The organism is Taylorella equigenitalis ATCC 35865 (genome assembly GCF_000276685.1).
In the GTDB taxonomy this organism is placed as follows: domain Bacteria; phylum Pseudomonadota; class Gammaproteobacteria; order Burkholderiales; family Burkholderiaceae_B; genus Taylorella; species Taylorella equigenitalis.
The window spans coordinates 630,399-654,636 of the sequence record NC_018108.1; the positions used below are offsets into that span (position 1 = coordinate 630,399).

Here is a 24,238-nt window from a genome sequence, read left to right on the forward strand (position 1 = left end):
AAAAGTAGTTGATTTTTATGAGTAGCGATTTTTTATATCTGTTAAAAGCGGCTTTACTTGGCATAGTAGAGGGTGTAACTGAATTTTTACCGATATCTAGTACTGCTCATCTTTTGATTCTAGGCGACTGGATTAATTTTGATGCGGGTCAGGATAAAGTTTATGAAATCGTTATTCAGTTAGGTTCTATTTTGGCCATTATTTGGTTATATAGAGAAAAATTATGTTCCATAGCTTCAGGGTGTGTCTGTGCAAGAAAGCCTGATCTTTTATTTACTAGAAATATTCTTCTATCCTTTCTTCCTGCTGCCGTAATAGGGGTAATTTTTATAAAACAGATAAAAAGACTGCTAAATGACCAATTTATAGTGTATAGCATCACCTTAATTCTAGGCGGTTTGATAATGATGTGGGTTGAGAGTCGACCTCAATACTCTAAAAGAATTAAGTCTGAAGATAATTTAAATAGCTTACAAACACAGAGCATTGAAGAGATAAGTATTGCACAGGCTTTGATAGTGGGTTTTGCTCAGTGTCTAGCTATGATACCTGGTACATCAAGGTCTGGAGCCTCAATTATTGCAGGTATGCTAGCAGGTATCGAGCGAAAAGTAGCTACTGAATTTTCTTTTTTCCTAGCTATCCCAACTATGTTGGGGGCTACAGCACTTAGTATTTATAAGTATGGTCATCTATTAAGTCAGAGCAACATAGTTGCAGTGATTATAGGTTTCGTAACTGCCTTTTTCAGTGCCTTGTTCGTAGTTAGGGGACTTCTTCGATTTGTTTCTAAGCACTCCTATATCCCATTTGCATGGTATCGGTTAGTTCTTGGTGCTATCGTGGCTATGTGGGTGTGGAATATTCTGTAAGAATTTGTCCACTAGGAGTGATGTGGATATAGCCACCCCTTTTATCATGATCGTAATCCCAATCTGGTAGTACGTATCTCTTAATGTTTCCGTGATTATGGATGTTGGGTTTATGCGTGTGCCCATGTATGATATCGGTTATGTTGGAATTTCTCATAACTAGCGAATCGATAGCTCTATCTGGCACATCATAGTAATACTTGTCACCTTTTTTGCTTGATTCGCTTGTGCCTCTTATTTTGGTGGCGATTTTGCTTCTTGTTCGAGTAGGCAACATAAGAAAAATTTTTTGGACAATCTTATTCCGAAAAATTTTTCGCATCCTTATGTAGGCAATATCGTCTAGGCACATCTGATCTCCGTGCGATATATGTATGTTTTTAATATCGCCTATATTTAGGATGACTTCGTCGGGCAATATATGAATTCCAGTTATTTCTGAAAATTTTTTACCAATTAGAAAATCTCGATTTCCATGAATGAAATAAGTTGGTACGGCTAGGGCAAATGCTTTTAATTTATCTATAGCTTCAGTTAGCCAACCTGGTGTTTCGTATAAGAGGGTATCGTCACCATACCACAAATCAAACAAATCACCCAAAATAATTAAATTATTAGCTTGTGATTGGATAGAGACTAGAAAGTCGTAGAAATTGGAATTTGTGAGAGGGATATCGGGTCCCAGATGAATATCTGAGACCAAAAAAGTATGACCAGTGAAATAAAGTTTATTCAACTAAAGTTGCCTTTTCAATAATCACGTCCTCTTTAGGAACATCATTATGAAAACCACGGCTACCTGTACTTACATTCTCTATAGCATCAACTACTTCTGTACCGCCAATAACTTTACCGAATACAGCATAGCCCCATCCTTGAGCGTTTTTAGATTTGAAATTAAGAAAATCATTATCCGCTGTATTAATGAAAAATTGAGCTGATGCAGAATGTGGGTCATTTGTGCGTGCCATAGCTACAGTGTATTTATCATTTTTAAGACCGTTATCTGCCTCGTTTTGAATAGGTTCACGAGTTGGTTTTTCAGACATGCCTGGAGCAAATCCACCCCCTTGGATCATAAAACCTTTAATAACACGATGGAAAATTACACCGTCATAATGACCAGCTTTAACATAGTCGATAAAGTTTTGTGAAGTTTTAGGTGCTTTTTCTAGATCAAGTTCAATAGTGATTACACCTTTATTTGTCTCTAGGCTAACGTTTTGTTTAGACATATTTTTCTCCTGTGTTTGTGCTTGTACGTTTAGTGTCACGGGCATTATAGTCGCAAATAATAACGTTCTTATTAATTTTTTCATATTTCTATTTTCCTTTGATTAATGAATCCAGTTTTTTAGAATGAGCTGAAGCACCTGAAACACCAAGGCTACCAGCCTTTTGGAAATGCTCCCTTGATTTCACCATATAAACATATCCTAAGTTTTTATGGGCCAAACCATAATCTGGATTAATAGCAATAGCTTGCTCAAGAGAATCTTTTGCTTCTTCAATAAGCCCAAGCCGTAATTGTATAACGGCCATATTATTCCAAGGTTCAGCAAGTTCTGGATAATTATTTGTCATGTTTCTATAAGTTTCTAGAGCTACCTTAAAATTACCCTTTGCTTGATATATCCTAGCTTCAAGAAATAAAAGTTGTACATCGATTTGAGGATCTATATGTATCAAATCCTCTTTTTGATTTTTCTTCACCTCTTTTAGGGCCTCATCTAAATGCCCAGCAGAGATGAGAGAATTAATTCTTTGAGCTAACTGAGTTCTATTTTCTGGAATAGAAGTATCGACTGCTGGCGTAAAAACATCAAAAAATTTAGCAACAGTTTCTGATCCACCCTCATTACTGTAGTCTTTTTCTTTTGTATATGCTGGCAATGCAACCGTACCAACCATTATCGCTAAAAGCGAGATTCTTAATTTATTCAAAATTTATGCTTATAAGGTTAAACTGTATGGAAAATTTTATCCATTTTAAACTTTTCAAATGCAAATTTACGACTCGTTGACTCGTCAAAAACAAGAATTAAAGCCAATTGAAACAAACAAAATTCGAATGTATGTTTGCGGTATTACCGTTTATGACTTCTGTCATCTAGGTCATGCACGTATGCTGGTTAGTTTTGATGTTATTTGCAGATGGCTTCGATATAAAGGTTATCAAGTTAATTATGTACGCAATGTAACCGATATAGACGATAAGATAATTAAAAAAGCAGTAGCCCTAAACAAAAGACTTAATGAGATTACTCAATTCTATACAGATGCTATGCATGCCGATGAGAGGGCATTAGGAGTATTGCCACCTGATCACGAACCTAGAGCAACTGATCACATAAGTGGTATGTTAGAGATTATTAATAAATTAGAATCGAAAGGACTAGCCTACAAGTCTAAGGACAATGACGTAAACTTTTCTGTTAGAAAATTCGATTCTTATGGAAAGCTTTCTGGTCGTTCAATTGATGATTTGCGTTCGGGAGAAAGGGTTGCTATATCTGAAGCAAAACTCGATCCACTTGATTTTGTTTTATGGAAAGCTGCTAAAGATTCTGAACCAGAGGATTCCAAATGGACTTCTCCATATGGCTTAGGTCGTCCAGGGTGGCATATTGAGTGTTCAGCTATGAGTAAAGAGTTACTTGGACTTCCTCTAGACATTCATGGTGGCGGACCTGACCTAAAATTTCCCCATCACGAAAACGAAATTGCTCAATCTGAAGGGGCATATGATATAGAGCTTGCTCGAATCTGGATGCACTGCGGACCTTTAATGGTAGATAACGATAAGATGTCTAAATCACTAGGAAACTTTAAAACAATACGTCAGACAGTTGCTGTCGGCGAGGTTTCTGATGATTCAGCTGAATATGAATTCAATGAACGTGAAGCTGAGATGTTGCGTTTTTTTATTGTTCGTAATCATTATAGAAGTGCTCAGAATTTTACACCCGATAATTTAGTAGATGCTCAATCTGCTATTGATAGGCTTTATCAAACTTTTGGTACTTTTGATGCTAAAGACTTTATCGAATCACCTATTGATTGGTCTAATCCATATGCAGTAAAGTTTATGAATGCCATGGATGATGACTTTAATACGTCCTTAGCTGTATCTGTCTTATTTGAATTAAATACAGAAGTAAACAAAACCAAATCTAAAGAGCTTTTTAAACTTCTAGTTGCTTTGGGTAAATTGCTCGGGTTATTTAGGGTAAATCCTAGACTATATTTTAAAATCCCAACTCGGTATAGTAAAACTCAAATTGATGGTAGTGGGGGCATTGCCATATCAAATAATGATATCGAGGGTTTAATCGAGGAACGTAAGGCTGCGAAGGCTAACAAAGATTTCAAAAAAGCAGATGAAATTCGGGATTATTTAAAAGCGACAGGTATCGAATTGGAAGACAAACCAGGTGGAATTACGAATTGGCGTAGAACCTAAGTTATATCAAATAAAATAGTGATATTATTACATATTTCAAATTACGGCTAAAGTTATGAAAAATACATTTCTCGAGTTCGAAAAACCTATAGAAGAACTTGAACAAAAAATCGAGCAGCTACGCAATGTTTCTACTGAGGACGTGATTGATATCTCCGAGGAAGTCTCCAAGCTTCAAGCTAAAAGTGAGTCTCTTACTAAATCTATTTATGAAAAGCTTACCCCTTGGCAAACTGCTCTAGTAGCCCGTCACCCACAGAGGCCGTACACGATGGACTACATTAATAGTATATTTACTGACTTTCATGAGTTACATGGTGACCGCATGTTTGCTGATGACCTTTCTATTATTGGCGGTTTTGCTAGATTTAATGGTGACCCTTGTATGGTTATTGGTCATCAAAAAGGGCGAGACACTAAGGAGAGGGCAAAGAGAAATTTTGGTATGCCTAGACCCGAAGGCTATCGCAAGGCTCTTAGGCTTATGAAATTAGCTGAGAAATTTGGTATGCCTATTTTTACTTTCGTAGATACACCTGGAGCCTATCCAGGAGTTGGTGCAGAGGAGCGAGGTCAGTCTGAGGCGATAGGTCACAATTTATATGCAATGGCTGAATTAAAGGTTCCATTGATTGCCACTATTATAGGTGAAGGGGGATCTGGTGGGGCCTTAGCGATTGCTGTAGGAGATTATGTCCATATGATGCAGTATTCAACCTACGCCGTAATTTCCCCAGAGGGTTGTGCATCAATATTATGGAGAAGTTCAGAGAAAGCTTCATTAGCCGCAGAAGCTTTAGGTATTACAGCTGATAGAATTCTGGAATTAGGGCTTATTGATAAAGTCATTCCTGAGCCAGTTGGAGGGGCTCATAGAAATCCTTCACTTGCAGCTAAAAACCTAAAAAGAATTCTTAACGAATCATTAAAACAGGTTGAAGACATTGCCCCAGATCAATTGATTGAGCGCAGAATCCAAAGGTTAATGTCTTATGGTAGAGTTACAGAAAAAGTCTGATCAATCTTTTAATTTTGAAGATAATCAAAATAAATTAAATCAAGATTTTGATACTTCAATTTGCAAATATTTTTTTGATAGCAATATTGATAGTGTCATAAAAGATTTAAGTTCTAAGGGCATTAGAAAAATAGGTATTGCCTTTAGTGGTGGAAAAGATTCAGTAGTCTTAGCAATTCAGTCTAAATATATTGCCACTAGATATGGAATTGAAGTTCATCTAATACATGTTCATCATGGTCTATATGCAGAGGCCGATGAATGGGTTCAGAGAAATTTAAAATTTGCTGAAAGGTTTGGATTTCTTATTCATATACTGTATGTTAATGTCCCTACAGACACTAATAAAGGTGTAGAAGCCGCAGCCAGACAGGCTAGATATAAAGCTATTACAGATAAGTGCAAGGAATTAGGAATTGGTCATGTCTTTACTGGTCATCATATAGATGATCAATCGGAGACTATATTGATACGACTTTTGCGCGGCACTGGAATTCTGGGTATTAAAGGTATACCACCCAAATCAGAAATATACGGAATTAAGTTTCATCGTCCTTGGTTGAATTCAACGCCTACGTACAATATTTTAGAATTAATAGGACATGAATCTATAAAAGACCCATCTAACTTTGATTCTAAATATGCTAGAGGAGCGGTTAGAAACATGTTTGATGCTTCTATAGCCAGTCATTTCCCACTTTGGCAAAAAAATGTCGCTAGGTTTGCACAAGTTTGTGTAGAAGTGGATGAACTCACTAGGGATTTAGCTATTTTAGATGCTGAGTCTGTTGGTTTAACTTTTAACCAAAAAGACGACATGGGTAAAGAAGTTGCTAGCTTAGACCTTCAATTATTTCGATCATTGCCAACTCGTAGACAGATAAATTTAATTAGATATATTTTTAAAGAGTTAAATGTATTAAATCCAACCCATAGTAAAACCACTGAGATAATTAGACAGTTAAATGGTGTTCATCAAATGGGAACAGATAGAAATCTCAATATTCTTCATGAAAATTTAGTTATAAAACTATGTAAGGGGATGGTGGTATTTAACAAGGTGAAGGGAGATTGAGAGCCTATGGCGCGCCCGGCAGGATTTGAACCCACGACCCCTTGGTTCGTAGCCAAGTACTCTAATCCAACTGAGCTACGGGCGCATAAAAAGAAATAAGCTGATATTTTAAATGTTTTCAATACGCATTGCAATAAAAAAATAATATTTCTCTAATTTGTGTTGTATTTAGAATCAAATATATCGTCTTTCATACGTATTAATAAAATCCCTTCATATATGGAATACAAAGCTATTGCGTAGGGTATAGCTGCAATAAACAAAAAATCTTTGTTTTGAGTGATTTGAACCATAAGTCCAGTAGCAATCACACATATTAAACTCATTAATGAATAGGTTAAACCAATCCCAGTCTGGTTTAAATAAAATTTGTGCATACCAATTACGCCACCAAAAATTGCCAATATTCCAGCCATGATTTTGTTCTTTTTTTCATTTTTTGAATAGTTAAAGTCAAAATCATCATCTTCATTCATACGCTAACTTCCTAATAGTGATTTCCCTAGTTTAAGAATCGATTACAAATGTTAATATTTTTCTAACTTTTATTTATAACAATTTATTAGGGGTAATTATGAAATTGTTCAGAACATCTGCAATTATAGCTACTATGCTTGTTACATTAACAGCTTGTGGAGAAAAAGAAGAAGCAAAAACAACTACTGAACCTACAAGTAATACATCTACTTCTGAAACAAAGCCTATGGCTGAAGAAGCTAAATCTAATGAAACTAAATCAACTTCAGATGAATCAAAATCCTCCGACAAACTAGAGACTAAGTTTGTGACCATAGCTACTGGTGGTGCTTCGGGTCCATATAATATTATCGCTACTACATTAGCAGATGAGTACAACAAAGCATATGGTGTTAACTCTAAGACTCAGACTACAGGTGCATCTATCGAAAATGCAAACTTAGTCGAAAATGGTAAAGTTGAAATGGCTTTTTTAATGTCCGATATTGTTTCTGATGCTGTTAAAGGGGAGAATAGTTTTAAAGCACCAGTTAAAAACATAAATCAAATGGCGGTGCTATATCCTAATTTTGTTCAAGTAGTAACTTCAAAAGATTCAGGAATTGAGACACTTGCAGACATTAAAGGTAAACGAGTATCGGTGGGTGCTCCTGGGTCAGGTACTGAAGTTAATGCGCGTAACCTAATCCAAGGATTTGGCATGACTTATGATGATATTAAAGTTGACTACCTTGGTTATGCCGAATCTGCAGATGCACTTAAAACAGGTAAAGTTGATGTAGCATTTTTAACTTCGGGGTTGCCTAATGCTTCATTGCTTGAATTGTCTAAAAGTTTCCCACTAAAACTAGTTTCTATTCCTCCAGAAAAATTAAAAGAAATTGCGGACAAAGCTCCATACTTTAGTTCTATGGAGGTTCCTACAGGCACTTATGGAATAGATAAACCTGTAACCACAGCAGTGATTAGAAATGCAATTATTGTTTCTAGCAAACTTAGCGAAGATGATGTTTATAAATTAACTAAAACTTTCATCGAAAAATTACCAGCTTTACAAAACTCACATCAAGCTATAAAGGCGGTAGATGCTAAGTCTGCCCAGGAAGGTATGGTTGCACCTATTCACCCTGGTGCAAAAAAATACTACGACGAGCTTAACAGTAAGAAATAAATTGATTTAGTATGAGCAAATCAAGATATATTCTGATTTGCTGTGTAGTAATTTTCTTGGCTCTTATTTACCCAGTAAATAGGGCCAAAATTTTGTATCAAGGGAACTCTTGCTATCTTAGGGATGATGAGTTTTCAATATCCTGGATTCACTCAGTTGAAAAAGAAGAGTGGATTGAGAATTACAAAGCAGTATCAGGAAACTTAAATTTAAAATCTACTTTTTTTAAGACTTTTGGTGCAGGTACACCCTCTGACGGTGAAGTTATCAACGCTCCTCAGGGTTACGTTGGATATAAAATAAACAGAAATTATCCCGTATTAAATTGGGTTGTATCACAAAATATGCAAGGCAAAATCATCGTTGACGGTGATGTATGGAATATTAATAAAGAGGTTCCTAGGTTTACAGAGATACAAATGTCTTCTGTTAGGGTTCCAATAATAAATTTGTTGTTTGGAGGTTTTTGTAATGACAAATAATTCAATCAATCAGAATGAATCGAATAGTCAAACTATTTTAGAAAAGTTTGATAGAGAGTCTGTTACTAGACATCCAGATAGTAAATTCTTAAAGCATTTAATTTCTGCTGTTGCGATTATTTATTCGCTATTCCATATATACACGACTTTTTATCCAGTACCAACTCTTACTCTTAGAGCTATTCATGTGGGTCTAGGTGCATTATTAATTTTTCTTATTTATCCACCTTTCAAGTCTAGTAGTCGTCGTACCATACCTTGGTATGAGATATTATTTTGTTTAGGGTCTCTAGCAAGCTTCATTTATATAGCTTTTGAGTACACGGCTATTTCTACTGTTAGAGGTGGAACTCCAAATCAATTGGACTTGGTTTTTGCCATTATCACAGTAATCGTTGTAATTGAGGCTGGTCGCAGGATAACAGGTTGGATTTTACCTGTTTTTGCTTTGATTTTTCTTCTATATCCTTTTATAAGTCACATGGATTTTATGCCTGGTCGTTTACTAACTAGACCATATGATATTGGGGATATATTTGGACAACTTTATTTAAAAACAGAAGGGATATATTCTTCAGCTATTGGAGCCTCTGTTAATTTCATATTTCTTTTTATATTGTTTGGTGCCTTTCTTTCAAGGTCTGGAATGGGGCAATTGTTTAATGATTTAGCCTTAGCTCTTGCTGGAAGCCAAAGAGGAGGTCCAGCAAAAGTCGCAGTCATTTCAAGTGGATTTATGGGTAGTATTAACGGTTCAGCTATAGCTAATGTTGTAGGTACAGGTGCTTTTACTATCCCACTTATGAAGAAAATTGGCTACCATAAAAACTTCGCTGGTGCTGTGGAGGCTTCTGCATCAGTAGGCGGACAGATATTGCCACCTATTATGGGAGCTAGTGCATTCATTATGTCTGAAACTACGGGCGTATCGTATGGGACTATTGCATTAGCGGGTATATTGCCAGCATTGCTTTACTATTTTGGTGTAATTGCTCAGGTTCACTTTAGGGCTGGGAGCACAAATTTAAAAGGTGTTCCTAAAGCTGATTTGCCTCGATTAAAAGAAGTTCTCCTGGCCCGAGGTCACATGCTTCTTCCGATTATATTTTTAGTTTATATGCTCAGTAAGTCTGTGCCTATTGGGTATTCAGCTGCCTATACAATCGCATTTACAATTGTGATTTCTTGGATACGTAAAGAGACACGCATGGGTCTTAAACAGATTTTAGAGGCTTTAGAGGACGGAGCTAAGCAATCGTTGTCAGTAATGGCAGCTTGTGCGGTTGTTGGGATTGTTATAGGTGTCGTTAGTCTTACTAGTTTTGGTTCTATTTTGACAGGTACGATTGTGAGTTTAGGTCAAGGATCGTTATTTATAACCTTATTTTTAACGATGATTGCATCTATGATATTAGGGATGGGTCTGCCGTCAATCCCAGCATATATCATAACTGCGACTATGGCTGCACCCGCTTTAGCTCACTTTGATGTGCCAGTATTGGTAGCTCATTTCTTTGTATTTTATTTTGGTATATTTGCAAACATTACACCTCCAGTTGCGTTGGCCTCATTTGCTGGTGCTGGTATAGCTGGCGGTAATCCTATGAAAACTGGCTTTATCTCTTTAAGGCTAGCATTAGCTGGTTTTATCGTACCTTACATGTTTGTGTATAACCCTGATATGCTTTTAATTGATGTTGAGGGCTTATCAGTAACTGCTAAAGAATTTCCATTACCAGGGATTATGGATATTGTTACTGTTATAGTAACTTCATTCCTAGGGGTTCTTAGTTTATCTTCAGCATTAGAGGGGTATTTATTTAAGCATGTCCCTATTTGGCAAAGAATACTATTCGCAGCTGCTGGTTTAATGCTTATTTTCCCTGAAATGATTACTGACATAGCTGGAGTAGCATTGTTTGTGGTATTGGCTTTTTTAAATAAAAATTCGAAGGAGTTTGAAGTTTTAGGGACTTAACTAATTTAAGCATATATGCTTAAACCCAAAATAAAAAAGCTAGTGCCAGAAGGATACTAGCTTTTTTTATAAATCAATTGGCGGAAACGGAGGGATTCGAACCCTCGATACAGATTTAAGTCCGTATGCTTCCTTAGCAGGGAAGTGCCTTCAGCCTCTCGGCCACGTTTCCAAAAGAATTAAAGATTTTAACCTCTAAGAGGGCTAAAATCAATTTGAAATTAATATTTTTAATTTCTAGCAAGATAATCTATTCATATTGTAGTACCTACGTATCCTCATCTAATTTAATATGATAGTCATGCCCAAATCCATGAGGAAAATGGTGGGAAAATAAAATAATCGTAGACTCTGGAAGTTTATTGCAAAGTAAACTAAGCATTTTTTCTTCACTGTCTTTATCTAATGCACTTGTAGCCTCATCTAGAAAAAGCCATTGAGGTTTGAGAAATATAGCTCTAGCTAGCACCAGACGTTGTTTCTCTCCACCAGAAAGGTTGTTTAGAATTCGTTGTTGTTCTTCATTAGACATAGTTACATAATCGCATAAATGATCTAAATCCACTGAACTCAATAGAGTTTTAGCTTCATAAGTACTTAATGAATTTTTATCCTTAGGGTAGCAGATAGCCTCGAGAATGCCTTGATTTGGGATGTATGGAGACTGGGGCAAAAACAAACTATCTTCTTGAGGCAAATTTATAGCTCCACTTGCATAGGGCCACAGACCAGCTAAGCATTTAACAAGTGTACTTTTTCCTAATCCAGATTTCCCTTGAATCCAAATTTTATCGCCAACATTTGCGTGAAATTTTTCTATATTAATTAGATGATTCTTTGAAGGGGTGTATATGTCCAAATTCTCAATAACTAAATTTTTCGATAAATTAGTTTTTAGGTCGCTCCCTACATCCTGATTATTATTTAAATTCTGAAATAGCTGATCTAAGCGTCGTGTTGTAGCAGCCAGTTCAGCTAGATTTCCATATGAAAAAATAAACCATGAGAGCGTAGTAACTACATTTGTAAAGGCACTCGCTAATTGCATTAGCCCACCTAATGTAACTTTTCCAGCTATAAACGCTGGCAATGCTAAAAACGTCGGAATGCGTAGAACTGTTTGAAAGTATGGTCGGGTAAAACTGCCTAAAATTAAATTACGAATATTTAATTGACGCCAATTTTTCTCTATAGCTGAAAATAATTTTTCAAGATTTTTTTGTTCTTGTTCCTCGCCTCGATGCAATGCAATAGCTTCACTTGAATCTCTAACGTGTGTAAGTGCATACCTAAAATCACCTTCCTTTCGATGTTGCTCTACTGTTAATCTTTTTAGTGGAGCTCCTAGATAGTGTGTGATTCCACTTGAAATTAAAACGTAAATTGGAGCGGCCCAAACCATATAACGGGGTATTTGAAAGGCATATCCAAAAACACTGAATGATAGTGAAAATGTTGATAGGGACCATAAAACTGAAAAGTAAGAAATCACGGAAATTATTGCCATAATAAGGTCATGAACTTCTGTGACAGTTAAATTTATAAAGATACGACAGTCGTCTGCAATCCGCTGTTCTGGATTATCAAGTAAATTTGAATGTTTATTTAATTTTAAAAACCAGTGATTGTTTTTACTAAGCCATTTTTCGATTATCGATTGTGTGATTTTTTTTCGCCAACGAATTTGAAGTAGTTTTTGTATATATTCTCCTATAAGATGCAGAGATGCACTTGCAAGTATCAATAATGCAAATATTCCAATTTGGTTGACTATCTGTGCTCCATTGATTTGTTGAAGAGCATTGTAGAAGTCTTTGCTCCAAGTAATCATGCGAATAGAAATGCCCAAACCAAAAAGACTTAATATTAAGACTAATATAAATTGAAATAACCCATATATACCTGTTTTGTCAGACAGGCACAATCTCATAAGTCTGAAATAGGGATAGAAAAATTGTTTCATAGCTTTATACAAAAATAAAACCACTTTTTTGAAAGTATTCTTGAAAGTGGTTTTTAAAATAGAAGTTAGTATGAGAGAGTTGAATATTTAGAATCTAGCTTGAACGCCTGCTTTAAAAGTGCGTCCTCGACCTGTTTCGGATTCATAGGTCATGGAACCGGCATAACCATATTTTTTATCCTCAAGGTTTTCGATAGTAAAGTAAATATCAATGTTCTTGTTGATTTTAAAATCCCCGTAAAGGTCTAAAAGGCTATAACCTGGTAGTTCCTTCCAATAAGACTCATCTGTAAATTGCCCCTTCGCAGCTTTACTACTGCTATATTGACGATGTCTAGCCCCGATATTAAGTCTCTCATTTAATAAACGAGTTCCTAAATTTACAGTCCATATAGTTTCCGGGGCAATGCTTGCTGTACCCCCATTAATTCCCGTTCCTAAACCAATAGGTTGTTTGGTAATTTTGTTATTGGAATAGCTTATGTCTAGATATACTAAATGGGCATCGTAATTAAAGGATAATTCGTAGCCCTTCGTATGCACATCACTTTTAGAATTAACCCACATAGCTAATGGGTACGGAAGCCCTTCAACTTCATTGATATCATTAAAAATAAAGTCTTTTATTCGATTATTAAAATAGCCTAAACGAAAATTTAAATAATCATCCTTAAACAAAACATTATTGTGTTGGTAGGACAAAGCTAAGTCAAAACCATCACTGGTCTCGCCTTTAAGTTTTAGATTATTCGTAGCACCAGTTCCTTTTTGGTTTCTAAAAGGAGTTCCCGCATAAAAAACTTCGTGTGTGCTAGGGGGACGATATGTGCGTGCATACATACCATAAAAGCTTAGACCATCTACTATGTCAAATTTAAATCCTATGTTTGGCAATACTTTACTGTCTGAAATATGCTCCCATAAATCCCCACACATAGAAGCTGAAGACGGACAACCTGCAATACCAGGAGGGTAGGGTGGACGATAACCATTAAGTCTGAAATAATCATAACGTAGACCTGCTAAAAGTGAGATTTTGCCAAGCTGCCACTGCATATCAGTAAATACACTTGCTTTATCCATTTTGCCTGGATGGTTGCCACCACGTTTTCGCTTAGGGATATAGGAATTATGATCCCATGCAACTCCATAATTGAGTCTTAAATCGTATTGATTAATAGTATTGAGATAGGATGTATTGCTAATGTTAAATCCCCAGGTACTATTTTCAATTTTTCGACCTGCGTATCCTCCACCGATTCCTTCTGCATAGTCGAGTACTGTTTTGTTGTAATAGGAATTGGCTGATAAATTAACTAATGGAGTATTAGGTGTATACGCATACTGAGCTGTTAATGTTGTGTTTTTAACATCCCATTCGTAATTCGAATTATTAAAAGTATTTTTATAAACAATAGAACCTATATCAAATTGGTGCTTTTCATTTGGCTTGTATCGTATTTTGAATAAACCACTTAGAGGGGAGTTAGATGATGAATTACTACTTGATAAGTTTTTACCTTCACCAGTTTTGTAGTTGTCTTCATTTTTAAAAGCTCCAGCTACAACAAAGCTTAATGTTCCCTTTTCGCTTCCAACATTTGTAAATCTATGACCTATTGCGAGTAAACCTTGAGCATCTGCACCATTATTGCCAAATTGAATTCTACCCAGTCCTCCAGAGTTAGAGGAAGCTAACAAATCATCTTCACTTAATGTTTGGATGTTTGCGGAACCACCTAAGGTACCAGTTCCATGAGCTCCAGACACAACTCCCTTAGTTACACTAACACCGCTTACAAGTTCGGGAGCAATGTATATGAGATTATTGCCACTTGAGGTATGACCAGAAACATTTTTAAAATTTTGAGGTACACCATCAATCATTGTGTTTATGCGTCCGTACCCACTTAAGCCACGAATGCTAATTTCAATACCAGGTTGATTGCTACTTTGATTAGTAAATACACCAGGCATTGTTCTGATGCTTTGTTGTAAATCGCCACCAGATTTCAGATGAATATCTTCATCATCAACTGTTACATCGTTGTCTGTTATTTTGATACCAATTACGTCAATATTAGAGATAGTAGCTTGATTATTGGGCGTTATATTATTTTGTGCATAAGAGCATACCGATAAGACGGCAAGCAAAGAGGGGGCAGTAAACTTGAAATTCATCAAAAACCCTTAAATAAAAATGAAAATGATAATGAGAATCATTATCATAACATTGGGTCTTTTAAATTGTTAAATTATTTTTGAAATTGTTATCCTGGTAAAGGCAATTAAAGAACAGTTTAATGTAAATTAAAAAGCCCTCATTTCAGAGGGCTTAAAAATAAGTTAAATATTAATGTTTTGAAGGCTCTTTATCTAATTCAAATGCTTTGTGCAGAGCTCTAACTGCAAGTTCCATATATTTATCTTCAATAGCAACCGAAGTTTTGATTTCACTAGTGCTGATCATCATGATATTTATACCCTCTTGCGATAAAGCACGGAACATCTTAGCCGCCACACCACTGTGGGAGCGCATGCCAATACCCACGATAGAAACTTTTGCGATTTTATCGTCGGCTATCATCTCACGAGCACCTATAGAACTTACAATTTGTTCTATAACTTCACGTGCTCTTGCAAAATCGCTTCTATTAATAGTAAATGAGAAATCTGTAGTTCCATCAACTGAAGTGTTTTGAATAATCATATCTACATCAATATTTGCCTGAGCAATTGGATCTAGAATGCTATGGGCTACCCCAGGATTATCTGGTACCCCTAAGAGGGTGATTTTCGCTTCGTCTCTACTAAATGCGATGCCAGATACAACAGCTGCTTCCATATTTGAACTATCCTCAAGTGTGATTAATGTGCCTGAATTTTTTTCAACTTCTAGATCCATATCTGGATCGGTTAATGACGATAAAACACGTAATGGTACATGATACTTACCTGCAAATTCTACCGCACGGATTTGAAGTACCTTTGAGCCTAAAGATGCCATCTCTAGCATCTCTTCGAATGATACAAATGGCATTCTACGTGCCTCTGGCTCAATTCTAGGGTCTGTAGTGTAGACTCCATCTACGTCAGTAAATATTAAACATTCTTCTGCTTTAATAGCTGCAGCGATGGCAACGGCTGAGGTATCTGAGCCCCCTCTACCTAAAGTTGTGATATTACCGTCTTCATCTACGCCTTGAAATCCAGTAACAACTACAACTTTACCTTTATCTAGGTCTTTTTTGATTCTGTCACCATTAATAGATTCTATTCTAGCCTTTGTATATGACTTATCCGTACGTATGGGTAACTGCCAACCTGCATAGCTTCTAGCTGGAATTCCTTCGTTTTGTAGGGCAATGACTAAGAGGGCACTACTAACTTGCTCACCCGTAGCAGCAAGCATGTCTAATTCACGTCTATCTGCTAATTCATTTATGTCTTTAGCCATGCCTAAAAGTCTATTTGTTTCACCAGCCATAGCAGAAGGAACAACCACAATTTTGTGACCTGCGGCATACCATTTAGCAACTCGCTTAGCTACATTTTTAATACGCTCAAGTGAACCCATTGAGGTTCCGCCGTATTTATGAACAATCAAAGACATATGTTGATTAAATTGTTATTATTAAAAACTTATTATTTTAAACTTTTTAACCCTTATATTGAATAGTTATCCATCAATTTCCATTGAAAAAAATATAAAAAACCTCATATAAAGTACAATACAAAATTAGATGAAATTTGAATAAATTATGAGTTTAAAAGTTTTCAACCTTAGTTGTGAGCATGGTCACGATTTTGAAGGTTGGTTTGAATCATTGGAAGCTTTAGAAAAGCAAGCGAGTCTTGGATTAATTGAGTGTCCACATTGCCAAACCTCCAAAGTTTTTAAAACGGTTTCTGTACCTCATTTTTCTTCTTCTACTATTAAAACTACAAAGGTTGAGCCTGAGGTAAACACAGAATCTCCAATTACAGAGGAAGTTGTTGCAGAAGTTTTTAAAGCAATCGAAAAGGCAATTACATCGGCTGAAGATGTGGGGGATGGATTTACTGATGTAGTTATCAGAATTCACAAAGGTGAGGAACCCGCTAGAGCCGTAAGGGGTAGGGCATCGATTAAACAAAGAGAGATGCTTGAGAAAGAGGGTATTGCCACCCTTGCATATCCAGATTTTATGGACCCAGATTTTAAAAAGAAACTTAACTAGTAGGAGTTTTTATGCCTTCATTTGATGTTGTAAGTGAACCAGACACTATAGAAGTTAAAAATGCCATTGAGCAGGCAAATAAGGAAATTTCTACAAGATTTGATTTTAAGGGGTCGGATTCTAGAATCGAGCAAAAGGATTTGAGTTTATCTATATATGCAGACGATGAATTTAAGCTAAATCAAGTAAAAGATGTTTTGCATAACAAGATGGCAAAGCGAAATGTAGATTTGCGTTTTCTTGAATATGGTAAGCAGGAGAAAATTTCGGGCGACAAAATTAAATTGCTAGCAACTATAACTAAAGGTGTTAGTTCTGAGCTGGCTAAAAAAATTGTAAAGACCATTAAAGACAGCAAGCTTAAGGTACAGGCTAGTATACAGGGAGACACCGTGAGAGTTACTGGCCCTAAAAGAGATACTCTTCAAGAAGCTATCGCTCTTATAAAAAAAGAAATATCTGATGCACCTTTAAGTTTTAATAATTTTAGAGATTAAATTTTTGTGTTGTAAGCAAAAATCCCAACCATGAAGTTGGGATTTTTTGTAATTGGAAATATCGTAAACGACTTATACGCGACTTCTATACTCGTTTGTACGGGTATCGATTTCGATTTTATCGCCGATATTACAAAATAGAGGAACTTGTAGTTCAAAACCAGTATTGATTTTTGCTGGTTTCATAACTTTACCTGAAGTGTCGCCTTTTACAGCTGGCTCAGTGTACACAATCTCACGAACGATAATAGTAGGCAATTCAACTGAGATAGCCCTTCCTTCGTAGAAAACAACTTCGACAGTCATACCTTCTTCAAGGAAATTAAGAGCATCCCCCATATTATCTGCTTCTACATCGTGCTGGTTGTATTCTTCGTCCATAAAAACATACATAGGGTCAGCGAAATAAGAGTATGTACACTCTTTTTTCTCTAACATCACTACGTCAAATTTTTCGTCGGCTTTATAAACAGATTCTGAACCAGAAGAGGATAATAAGTTCTTGAATTTTAGTTTTACAACGGCAGCGTTGCGGCCTGATTTGTTGTATTCAGCTTTTTGTACTACCAACGGCTCATTGTTAACCATAACAACGTTTCCGACGCGTAATTCTTGTGCGGTTTTCATAGAAAAAGTGGCTCCGATATGGAAAAAAACTAATCCGTATTTTACTTGTTTTGTGTAATCTTTGTAAAAAAATCCTTTATTTCTCTACATAAGTTGGGTACTTTATTTTGGCAATAATCCCTAAAATCATCAAATTCTTTATTTACATTTTTGTCTTCAAATACACTTTCTACATATTTGACTAAATTCTCAATAGGCATTTTCGGATTGTTTAGAGATAAAGTGGCTTTTTTATAATCATCAGAAAATTTACCAATTTCAAGCCAAGCTTCTAGTTTTTTTAAATGTGTGTCTTCAGTTTGTGGATATATATTCCATAAAAATGGACTGTGATTCCATATAGCTCGAACCATGCTATCTTCGCCTCGCACAATATTAAGATTACCTACTCTTAATAAATAATCAAAATCTGAATGTGGGACAAAATCACAAACGTATATCTGATGATTTTTATTTAAATGTATTTTGCTTATGCAAGGCGATTTTTCGAATACACTTTTCGGGATGAGATAGGCAATTTTTTTGTCTCTTAATTTTGAACTTTGAATTTTCTCTATAAGTCGAGAAATAGGTGCCTGAGGGTAGGTGAATATCGTGATGATTCCATCACCATTTTTTTTGTGAATCGATAAGCTTTCCCCAATATGTTCGCTAATCCAATCTAATAGACTTTTACTGCATGAATTATTTGAAAACTCATCATTTATAAAGTCACAATTAGATAAATCAGCATGAAGTAAACCTCCACTTTTCGCAGTGAAGCCAGGCATAAAGAAGAATTTTTTTACACCATTTTTTTGGATTGATGGCATCAAATGATATGACTCTATCCATTTTTCAGCACTTATATATTCAAGATTGATCCATAATTTTGTATTGGACGGCATGTTTTTAATATAGGTTTGAGGTAAATCGCACCCAAATGCTTCAATAACTAAATCAGCTGGTATAAGATCTTGAAATTTAGCATCATGAAGATCTTCGTAAAATTCTACAACTATATTTTTTTCATTAAGTTTTGGAACTAAAGTTTTAAAAGTTGATTTTTTATTAGTAAAGAAACGAACCTTAGTAGGATTTATATAAAGGGGTAGGGCCTTAGAAAGTCTCCAACTGACACCGATATCTCCGTAATTATCAATCACATTACAGAAGATATCGATGCTTGTAGGTGTTTGGGTCATCTAAGAAAAAGAGTTTTTGATTGATTTTGATAGCTGTTCCACACCACGACGGATTTTATCTTCAGTAACTGTCACAAAACTTAGGCGAAGTTCATTATGTTTGACTTTAGCTGGATCTGAAGCAACATAAAATGCACTACCTGGTACGTAAGCAACCTTATAGTCATTTATAGTAGACATAAGAGCTTTAGTGGCATTAAATTCCTGTGGCAATGTCAACCATATAAACATCCCTCCTTGAGGTATAGTCCATTTAGCATCCATATCAATAAAGTTTTGCTCTAGAGCTTCCAACATATAACCACATTGATTTTTATAGATGTCTCGAATTTTTGGAAGATGCTCTTGAAGGAATCCATCCCTAACAGTTTCGTAAACAGCCATTTGTGTAATAACCGAAGTATGTAAATCTGTAGCTTGTTTTAATTCAGTCAAAGCATTAATAATGTCTTCATCAGCTACAACATACCCAATTCTCATACCTGGAGATAAAACTTTTGAAAACGAACCCAAGCGTATGACGGTGCCTCCATGCTCTTCTGAAAGAGCATATAATCCAGGTAAACTCTCGCCGTCATAGATTAATTCTCCATATGGGTCGTCCTCAACAATAGGAACGTTAAGAGAAGAGCATTTTTTAAGTAGATCAATCCGTCTTTCAATGCTTAACGTTCTACCAGTAGGATTGTGAAAGTTTGGCAATGCATATAAAAATCTTGCATCTTTTGCTAATGATTCGTCGATAGAATCTGGAATTAAGCCACCCTCATCAGTTGCGACTGTTACATAGTTAGGAAAATACTGATCGAAACACTGCAAGGCTCCAAGATATGAAGGAGCTTCTACTAGAATTTTTGAACCTTCATCTATAAATAATTTAGAAATTAAATCTAAAGCTTGCTGAGATCCAGAAACAATCAAAACATTTGACGGTTTGATATGGGCACCCTTAGTGAGCATATACTCCACAACCCATTCACGAAGCTTACTGTAGCCATCTGCTGAGTTGTACTGAAGAGCAGTATATGGATTTTCGTTTAGAACTTTGTTGTAAGCTTCTTTAATTCTTTCGATAGGAAAACCTGCTGGGGATGGTAACCCCCCAGCTAGAGAAATAACTTCTGGATTCACTGTGAGTTTAAGAATTTCTCTAATTACAGATACTTCCTCAAGATTTACTCGCTTAGAAAATTTTATATTGTTCATTTAGACTTCAACTGTGTTAGCTATGTCAGCAAATTCTTTGATTTGGTCAAAATTCATATATTGATATACCGAACTACCGTTTTCATTAATTACATTTATATCACGGTGATATTCCTCAAGAGTTGGTATATGTCCAAGTTTTGAACAAATAGCAGCTAATTCAGCGGAACCTAAAAATACATTTGAGTTTTTGCCTAGTCTATGTGGGAAATTGCGTGTACTTGTAGACATCACTGTAGCTCCCTCATGAACTTGAGCTTGATTGCCCATACATAATGAGCAACCTGGTAGTTCGGTACGTGCACCTGCAACACCAAACACTCCATAATGTCCTTCAGCTGTAAGTTGTTGCTCATCCATCTTAGTTGGAGGTGCTACCCACAAACGAACTGGGATATCTCTTTTACCTTCAAGAAGTCTTGAAGCAGCTCTAAAGTGACCTATATTAGTCATACAGCTACCAATAAATACCTCATCAATTTCTGTGCCAGCTACATCAGACAATTTTTTAATGTCATCAGGGTCATTAGGGCAAGCAACAAGTGGCTCAGTAATTTCATCCATGTTGATTTCTATTACTTCTGCATATTCCGCATCACTATCAGCTTTAAGCAATTCTGGATTTGCAAGCCAATCTTCCATAGCACGGATACGTCGTTTAATGGTTTCAGCGTCTTTATAGCCATTAGCAATCATAACCTTAAGCAAGGTGATGTTGCTTTTTAGATATTCAATAATTGGCTCTTTATTAAGTGCAACAGTACATCCAGCAGCAGAACGCTCAGCTGAAGCATCGGTAAGTTCGAATGCTTGTTCAACTTTAAGATCAGGTAGTCCTTCAATTTCTAAAATACGGCCTGAAAATACATTTTTCTTACCTTTTTTAGCTACTGTTAAAAGCCCACGTTGAATAGCTACATAAGGGATAGCATTTACTAAATCACGTAAAGTAATGCCAGGTTGCATTTTTCCAGTAAATCTAACTAATACAGACTCAGGCATATCTAATGGCATAGTTCCAGTAGCAGCTGCAAACGCAACAAGACCAGAACCCGCAGGGAAACTGATACCTATTGGAAAACGGGTATGAGAGTCACCTCCTGTACCAACAGTGTCTGGCAATATCATTCTATTGAGCCATGAATGGATAACACCATCTCCAACTCTTAAAGCAATACCACCACGATCGCTCATAAAGTTTGGTAATTCATGATGAGTTTTTACATCAATAGGTTTAGGATATGGAGCAGTATGGCAGAAAGACTGCATTACTAAATCAGCTGCAAATGATAAACAGGCTAAATCTTTTAATTCGTCTCTAGTCATAGGACCAGTTGTATCCTGGCTACCAACAGAAGTCATTTTAGGTTCGCAATAAGTTCCTGGTCTAATGCCTTGACCTTCTGGTAAACCACATGCACGGCCAAGCATTTTTTGAGCTAATGTAAATCCTGCATTACTAGGTGCAGGCTCAGCTGGTTTACGGAACACTTCGGAAGGACCTAATCCTAATGCTTCTCTAGCTTTTGCGGTCAATGCACGACCAATAATTAAATTAATACGTCCACCAGCACGAACTTCATCAAATAAAACATCAGATTTAACTTCAAAGTCTGCTATGACTTCTCCGTTTTTAATAGCTTTTCCTTCGTAAGGACGGAGTTCAATTTCGTCACCCATCTCCATCTTAGAAACATCAAGTTCTATTGGCAATGCTCCCGCATCTTCCATGGTGTTATAGAAAATAGGGGCGATTTTTCCTCCTAAACAAACACCTCCATATCTTTTATTTGGGATAAACGGGATATCTTTGCCTGTAAACCAAAGTACTGAGTTAGTTGCAGATTTACGTGAAGATCCAGTACCCACAACATCACCTACGTAAGCTACAAGATTACCTTTTTCCTTAAGTGACTCAATAAACGCTACAGGACCTCTTTTACCAGGTTCCTCTGGTTGGAATTCCGCACCTTCACGGGCATTTTTAAGCATGGCTAGTGCATGTAAGGGGATATCTGGTCTAGTAGTTGCATCGGGAGCAGGGGATAGGTCGTCAGTGTTTGTTTCGCCTGGAACTTTAAAAACAGTAATTTTGAAAGATTCTGGAAGGGCATCTCTAGATGTAAACCATTCAGCTTCAGCCCAACTATTTATAACTTCTTCTGCGTATTTATTACCCGACTTTCTTAATTCATCTATCTTGCTAAAAGAGTCAAATACAAGAAGGGTTTTCTTAAGAGCTTCAGATGCTTTAGAGGCTAATTTTTCATCAGATAAAGCTTTAACAAGTGGGTCTATATTATATCCACCAAGCATAGTACCCAATAATTCAATGGCTAACTCAGGGGAGATTAAATCAAGTTTTTCCTCACCAAAAGCTACACGAGAAAGAAATTCAGCTTTGACTTTAGCAGCATCATCCACGCCTGCAGGAATTCTATTTTTAAATAAATTTAACAAGTAGTCTTCTTCACCAGCAGGAGGATTTTTTAATAATTCAATTAGTTCTTTAGTTTGAGAAGCACTGAGAGGTAAAGCAGGAATACCAAGGGCGGCACGCTCTGCTTCATGTGTGCGATATGTTTCAAGCATTTGAAATCCCATAATTTGATTTTAAGTAACTTCTTATTATAAATTGTTATGATTGAATTATTTAAATAACAAAAATATAAAATTGTTTTTAAAAACTCTCTTTTTTAATTTAATAGTAATAAAACGCAATTAAAGTAAGAAGCTTATAAATTTCTCATTTGGATTCAACCATGAACGATCAAACTAATCCTCCTAAAAACAATCAGCCTTCACAAAATAATGTGAATGCTAATATTCTAAATCAAAATGTTTCTAACAAAACTAATGCTAAATTCATTCCAAATCAACAACACCCAAATCAAGCTCCTAAACAAAATAATACACTTAACAATCAAAATCTTGGTACAAACAATCCACAACCACCTAAAAAGAAAAACTCTATTCTATTAATGATTGTTGCTTTTCTTGTTGCATTTGCTGTTGTTTATTTCTTTGGGTTCGCAAAAAAAGATAAACAAACTACTCAAGAACAAAAACAAACTACAACTACAGTTCAACCTAAAGGTGATAACACAACAACCACAACTACTACAACAGACCAAAAAGTAGAACCTAAAGAAGAAAAAGGTGGTTTGGGATCTTTGTTTGGTGGTTCTAGTTCTGATGAAACGTATAAAAATATTCAAGAGTTCGTTGCTAAAAATTATAAAGAAGGCGAATTAACTTGGGAATCTAAAACTAATCTTGAAGGTTCAGGCGTAAGATTAAACAATGTAGTTTTCAAAAGCCCAGGTGAAGCTAAGCCATTTAAGTTTGAAAACATAGACGTCTTAGAATTTAAGCCTATTGAAGGCGGATACAATTACGAAATCAAAGGTAAAAACGTGACAATTGATGGTAAGCACCCATTTATGTTTGATGATGAAAGTCAAAAGCAACTTGCGGCTGCTGGTATCACATCATTAGAGCCTCTTGAATTCTATCAAAAAGTCGAAAGAGATATATCTGCAGACGAAGCTGTAGCAAAAGGTGATATCGTACAACCTGGCTTATTTACAATTAAATCTTCAGGTAAAGTTGGTAATATCAATTCTTTCTATAAAGCATTGGCAGAAGATCCTACTGTTGCAGAGGATACAAATCGCATGATTGCACTTTTGACTCCTATGAGTGTTCATGATTTAGATATTGAATTTGAAGATAAAGGTTTAATTAAAGCGGTTGGTGTTCCAGTTCAAGGCTTTGATATAAATACTTGCGTTCAATCATTAGCTATGTTTAAAGTAAACTTAGATAGTAATCAATTATGTGAACCAATCTCTAATTTACTTTCTGGCAAAAGCCAAGATTTAAAAATTAAAATAAAACCATCTTCTCCATATCAAGTGTCTAAACTTATGTCAGTTTTTGCTTCACCAAACCCTGACTTTAAAGCTATCTTTAATGAAATGGGATTAAGCATCACTAACTAAT

General features: G+C 35.9%; 21 protein-coding genes and 2 tRNA genes. 10 read left to right on the forward strand and 13 right to left on the reverse strand.

The window, feature by feature from the left end; genetic code table 11:
- Positions 1 to 17 precede the first annotated feature (17 nt).
- Positions 18 to 872: an undecaprenyl-diphosphate phosphatase gene (locus KUI_RS02935; RefSeq protein ID WP_013522352.1), complete on the forward strand. Its 855-nt coding sequence runs from the start codon at positions 18 to 20 to the stop codon at positions 870 to 872.
- On the opposite strand, the gene KUI_RS02940 is transcribed toward KUI_RS02935, so the two are convergent.
- From KUI_RS02940 to KUI_RS02950, 3 genes are all read right to left on the reverse strand, one after another.
- The gene (locus KUI_RS02940) at positions 847 to 1,608 is read right to left on the reverse strand and encodes a UDP-2,3-diacylglucosamine diphosphatase (RefSeq protein WP_014840268.1); all 762 of its coding nucleotides are present in this window, start codon (positions 1,606 to 1,608) and stop codon (positions 847 to 849) included. The genes KUI_RS02935 and KUI_RS02940 overlap by 26 nt on opposite strands.
- The gene (locus tag KUI_RS02945; RefSeq protein WP_173546073.1) at positions 1,601 to 2,107 is read right to left on the reverse strand and encodes a peptidylprolyl isomerase; all 507 of its coding nucleotides are present in this window, start codon (positions 2,105 to 2,107) and stop codon (positions 1,601 to 1,603) included. The genes KUI_RS02940 and KUI_RS02945 overlap by 8 nt, the downstream gene beginning before the upstream one ends.
- An 88-nt stretch (positions 2,108 to 2,195) precedes the next feature.
- The gene (locus KUI_RS02950; RefSeq protein WP_225972007.1) at positions 2,196 to 2,816 is read right to left on the reverse strand and encodes a tetratricopeptide repeat protein; all 621 of its coding nucleotides are present in this window, start codon (positions 2,814 to 2,816) and stop codon (positions 2,196 to 2,198) included.
- Between the two features lie 58 nt (positions 2,817 to 2,874).
- Between KUI_RS02950 and cysS the strand changes: the two genes are divergently transcribed.
- Genes cysS through tilS form a run of 3 tightly spaced genes read left to right on the forward strand, consistent with a single transcriptional unit; the run spans position 2,875 to position 6,428 of the window.
- Positions 2,875 to 4,335 (forward strand): cysteine--tRNA ligase, encoded by a 1,461-nt coding sequence (gene cysS / locus KUI_RS02955; RefSeq protein ID WP_013522356.1) that lies wholly within the window; start codon positions 2,875 to 2,877, stop codon positions 4,333 to 4,335.
- A 55-nt stretch (positions 4,336 to 4,390) separates the two neighbouring features.
- Positions 4,391 to 5,353, forward strand: a complete 963-nt coding sequence (locus KUI_RS02960) for an acetyl-CoA carboxylase carboxyltransferase subunit alpha (protein WP_013522357.1) — start codon at positions 4,391 to 4,393, stop codon at positions 5,351 to 5,353.
- Positions 5,328 to 6,428 carry a tRNA lysidine(34) synthetase TilS gene (gene tilS / locus KUI_RS02965; RefSeq protein ID WP_014840270.1) on the forward strand — a complete coding sequence of 367 codons (1,101 nt, stop codon included), beginning with the start codon at positions 5,328 to 5,330 and terminating at the stop codon, positions 6,426 to 6,428. Before KUI_RS02960 ends, tilS begins: the two co-directional genes overlap by 26 nt.
- Positions 6,429 to 6,435: 7 nt before the next feature.
- On the opposite strand, the gene KUI_RS02970 is transcribed toward tilS, so the two are convergent.
- Positions 6,436 to 6,513, reverse strand: a tRNA-Arg gene (locus tag KUI_RS02970).
- Positions 6,514 to 6,580: 67 nt separating this feature from the next.
- Entirely contained in the window at positions 6,581 to 6,904 is a 324-nt protein-coding gene (locus tag KUI_RS02975) for a TM2 domain-containing protein (RefSeq protein WP_013522359.1), read from the reverse strand.
- Positions 6,905 to 7,002: 98 nt separating this feature from the next.
- Between KUI_RS02975 and KUI_RS02980 the strand changes: the two genes are divergently transcribed.
- From KUI_RS02980 to KUI_RS02990, 3 genes are read left to right on the forward strand one after another with little or no spacing between them, the layout of a single operon-like run.
- Positions 7,003 to 8,076, forward strand: coding sequence for a TAXI family TRAP transporter solute-binding subunit (locus tag KUI_RS02980; RefSeq protein WP_014840271.1), 1,074 nt, complete (start codon positions 7,003 to 7,005; stop codon positions 8,074 to 8,076).
- An 11-nt stretch (positions 8,077 to 8,087) separates the two neighbouring features.
- Positions 8,088 to 8,558: a DUF1850 domain-containing protein gene (locus KUI_RS02985; protein ID WP_013522361.1), complete on the forward strand. Its 471-nt coding sequence runs from the start codon at positions 8,088 to 8,090 to the stop codon at positions 8,556 to 8,558.
- Complete coding sequence (locus KUI_RS02990; protein WP_014840272.1) at positions 8,548 to 10,536, forward strand: TRAP transporter permease; 1,989 nt, start codon at positions 8,548 to 8,550, stop codon at positions 10,534 to 10,536. The genes KUI_RS02985 and KUI_RS02990 overlap by 11 nt, the downstream gene beginning before the upstream one ends.
- 78 nt (positions 10,537 to 10,614) lie before the next feature.
- Here KUI_RS02990 and KUI_RS02995 read toward each other — a convergent pair.
- From KUI_RS02995 to KUI_RS03010, 4 genes are all read right to left on the reverse strand, one after another.
- Positions 10,615 to 10,708 (reverse strand) — tRNA-Ser (locus tag KUI_RS02995).
- A 96-nt stretch (positions 10,709 to 10,804) separates the two neighbouring features.
- Positions 10,805 to 12,499 (reverse strand): ABC transporter ATP-binding protein/permease, encoded by a 1,695-nt coding sequence (locus tag KUI_RS03000; RefSeq protein WP_013522363.1) that lies wholly within the window; start codon positions 12,497 to 12,499, stop codon positions 10,805 to 10,807.
- 87 nt (positions 12,500 to 12,586) lie between these two features.
- Positions 12,587 to 14,680: a TonB-dependent receptor domain-containing protein gene (locus tag KUI_RS03005; RefSeq protein ID WP_014840274.1), complete on the reverse strand. Its 2,094-nt coding sequence runs from the start codon at positions 14,678 to 14,680 to the stop codon at positions 12,587 to 12,589.
- Between the two features lie 172 nt (positions 14,681 to 14,852).
- The gene (locus KUI_RS03010; protein ID WP_014840275.1) at positions 14,853 to 16,112 is read right to left on the reverse strand and encodes an aspartate kinase; all 1,260 of its coding nucleotides are present in this window, start codon (positions 16,110 to 16,112) and stop codon (positions 14,853 to 14,855) included.
- Positions 16,113 to 16,260: 148 nt separating this feature from the next.
- Between KUI_RS03010 and KUI_RS03015 the strand changes: the two genes are divergently transcribed.
- Positions 16,261 to 16,719, forward strand: a complete 459-nt coding sequence (locus tag KUI_RS03015; RefSeq protein ID WP_013522366.1) for a DUF1178 family protein — start codon at positions 16,261 to 16,263, stop codon at positions 16,717 to 16,719.
- An 11-nt stretch (positions 16,720 to 16,730) separates the two neighbouring features.
- Positions 16,731 to 17,216, forward strand: a complete 486-nt coding sequence (locus tag KUI_RS03020) for a YajQ family cyclic di-GMP-binding protein (RefSeq protein WP_013522367.1) — start codon at positions 16,731 to 16,733, stop codon at positions 17,214 to 17,216.
- 72 nt (positions 17,217 to 17,288) lie between these two features.
- Here the strand turns inward: KUI_RS03020 and efp are convergent, their stop codons facing one another.
- From efp to acnB, 4 genes are read right to left on the reverse strand one after another with little or no spacing between them, the layout of a single operon-like run.
- Complete coding sequence (gene efp / locus KUI_RS03025; RefSeq protein ID WP_013522368.1) at positions 17,289 to 17,843, reverse strand: elongation factor P; 555 nt, start codon at positions 17,841 to 17,843, stop codon at positions 17,289 to 17,291.
- A gap of 41 nt (positions 17,844 to 17,884) precedes the next feature.
- Entirely contained in the window at positions 17,885 to 19,027 is a 1,143-nt protein-coding gene (earP, locus tag KUI_RS03030; protein ID WP_014840276.1) for an elongation factor P maturation arginine rhamnosyltransferase EarP, read from the reverse strand.
- Positions 19,028 to 20,233, reverse strand: coding sequence for an aminotransferase-like domain-containing protein (locus tag KUI_RS03035; protein ID WP_013522370.1), 1,206 nt, complete (start codon positions 20,231 to 20,233; stop codon positions 19,028 to 19,030).
- Positions 20,234 to 22,825 (reverse strand): bifunctional aconitate hydratase 2/2-methylisocitrate dehydratase, encoded by a 2,592-nt coding sequence (gene acnB, locus KUI_RS03040; protein ID WP_013522371.1) that lies wholly within the window; start codon positions 22,823 to 22,825, stop codon positions 20,234 to 20,236.
- Positions 22,826 to 22,995: 170 nt separating this feature from the next.
- Here acnB and KUI_RS03045 point away from each other — a divergent pair, with 170 nt between their 5' ends.
- The gene (locus KUI_RS03045; protein WP_014840277.1) at positions 22,996 to 24,237 is read left to right on the forward strand and encodes a hypothetical protein; all 1,242 of its coding nucleotides are present in this window, start codon (positions 22,996 to 22,998) and stop codon (positions 24,235 to 24,237) included.
- The last annotated feature ends 1 nt before the right edge of the window (position 24,238 follow it).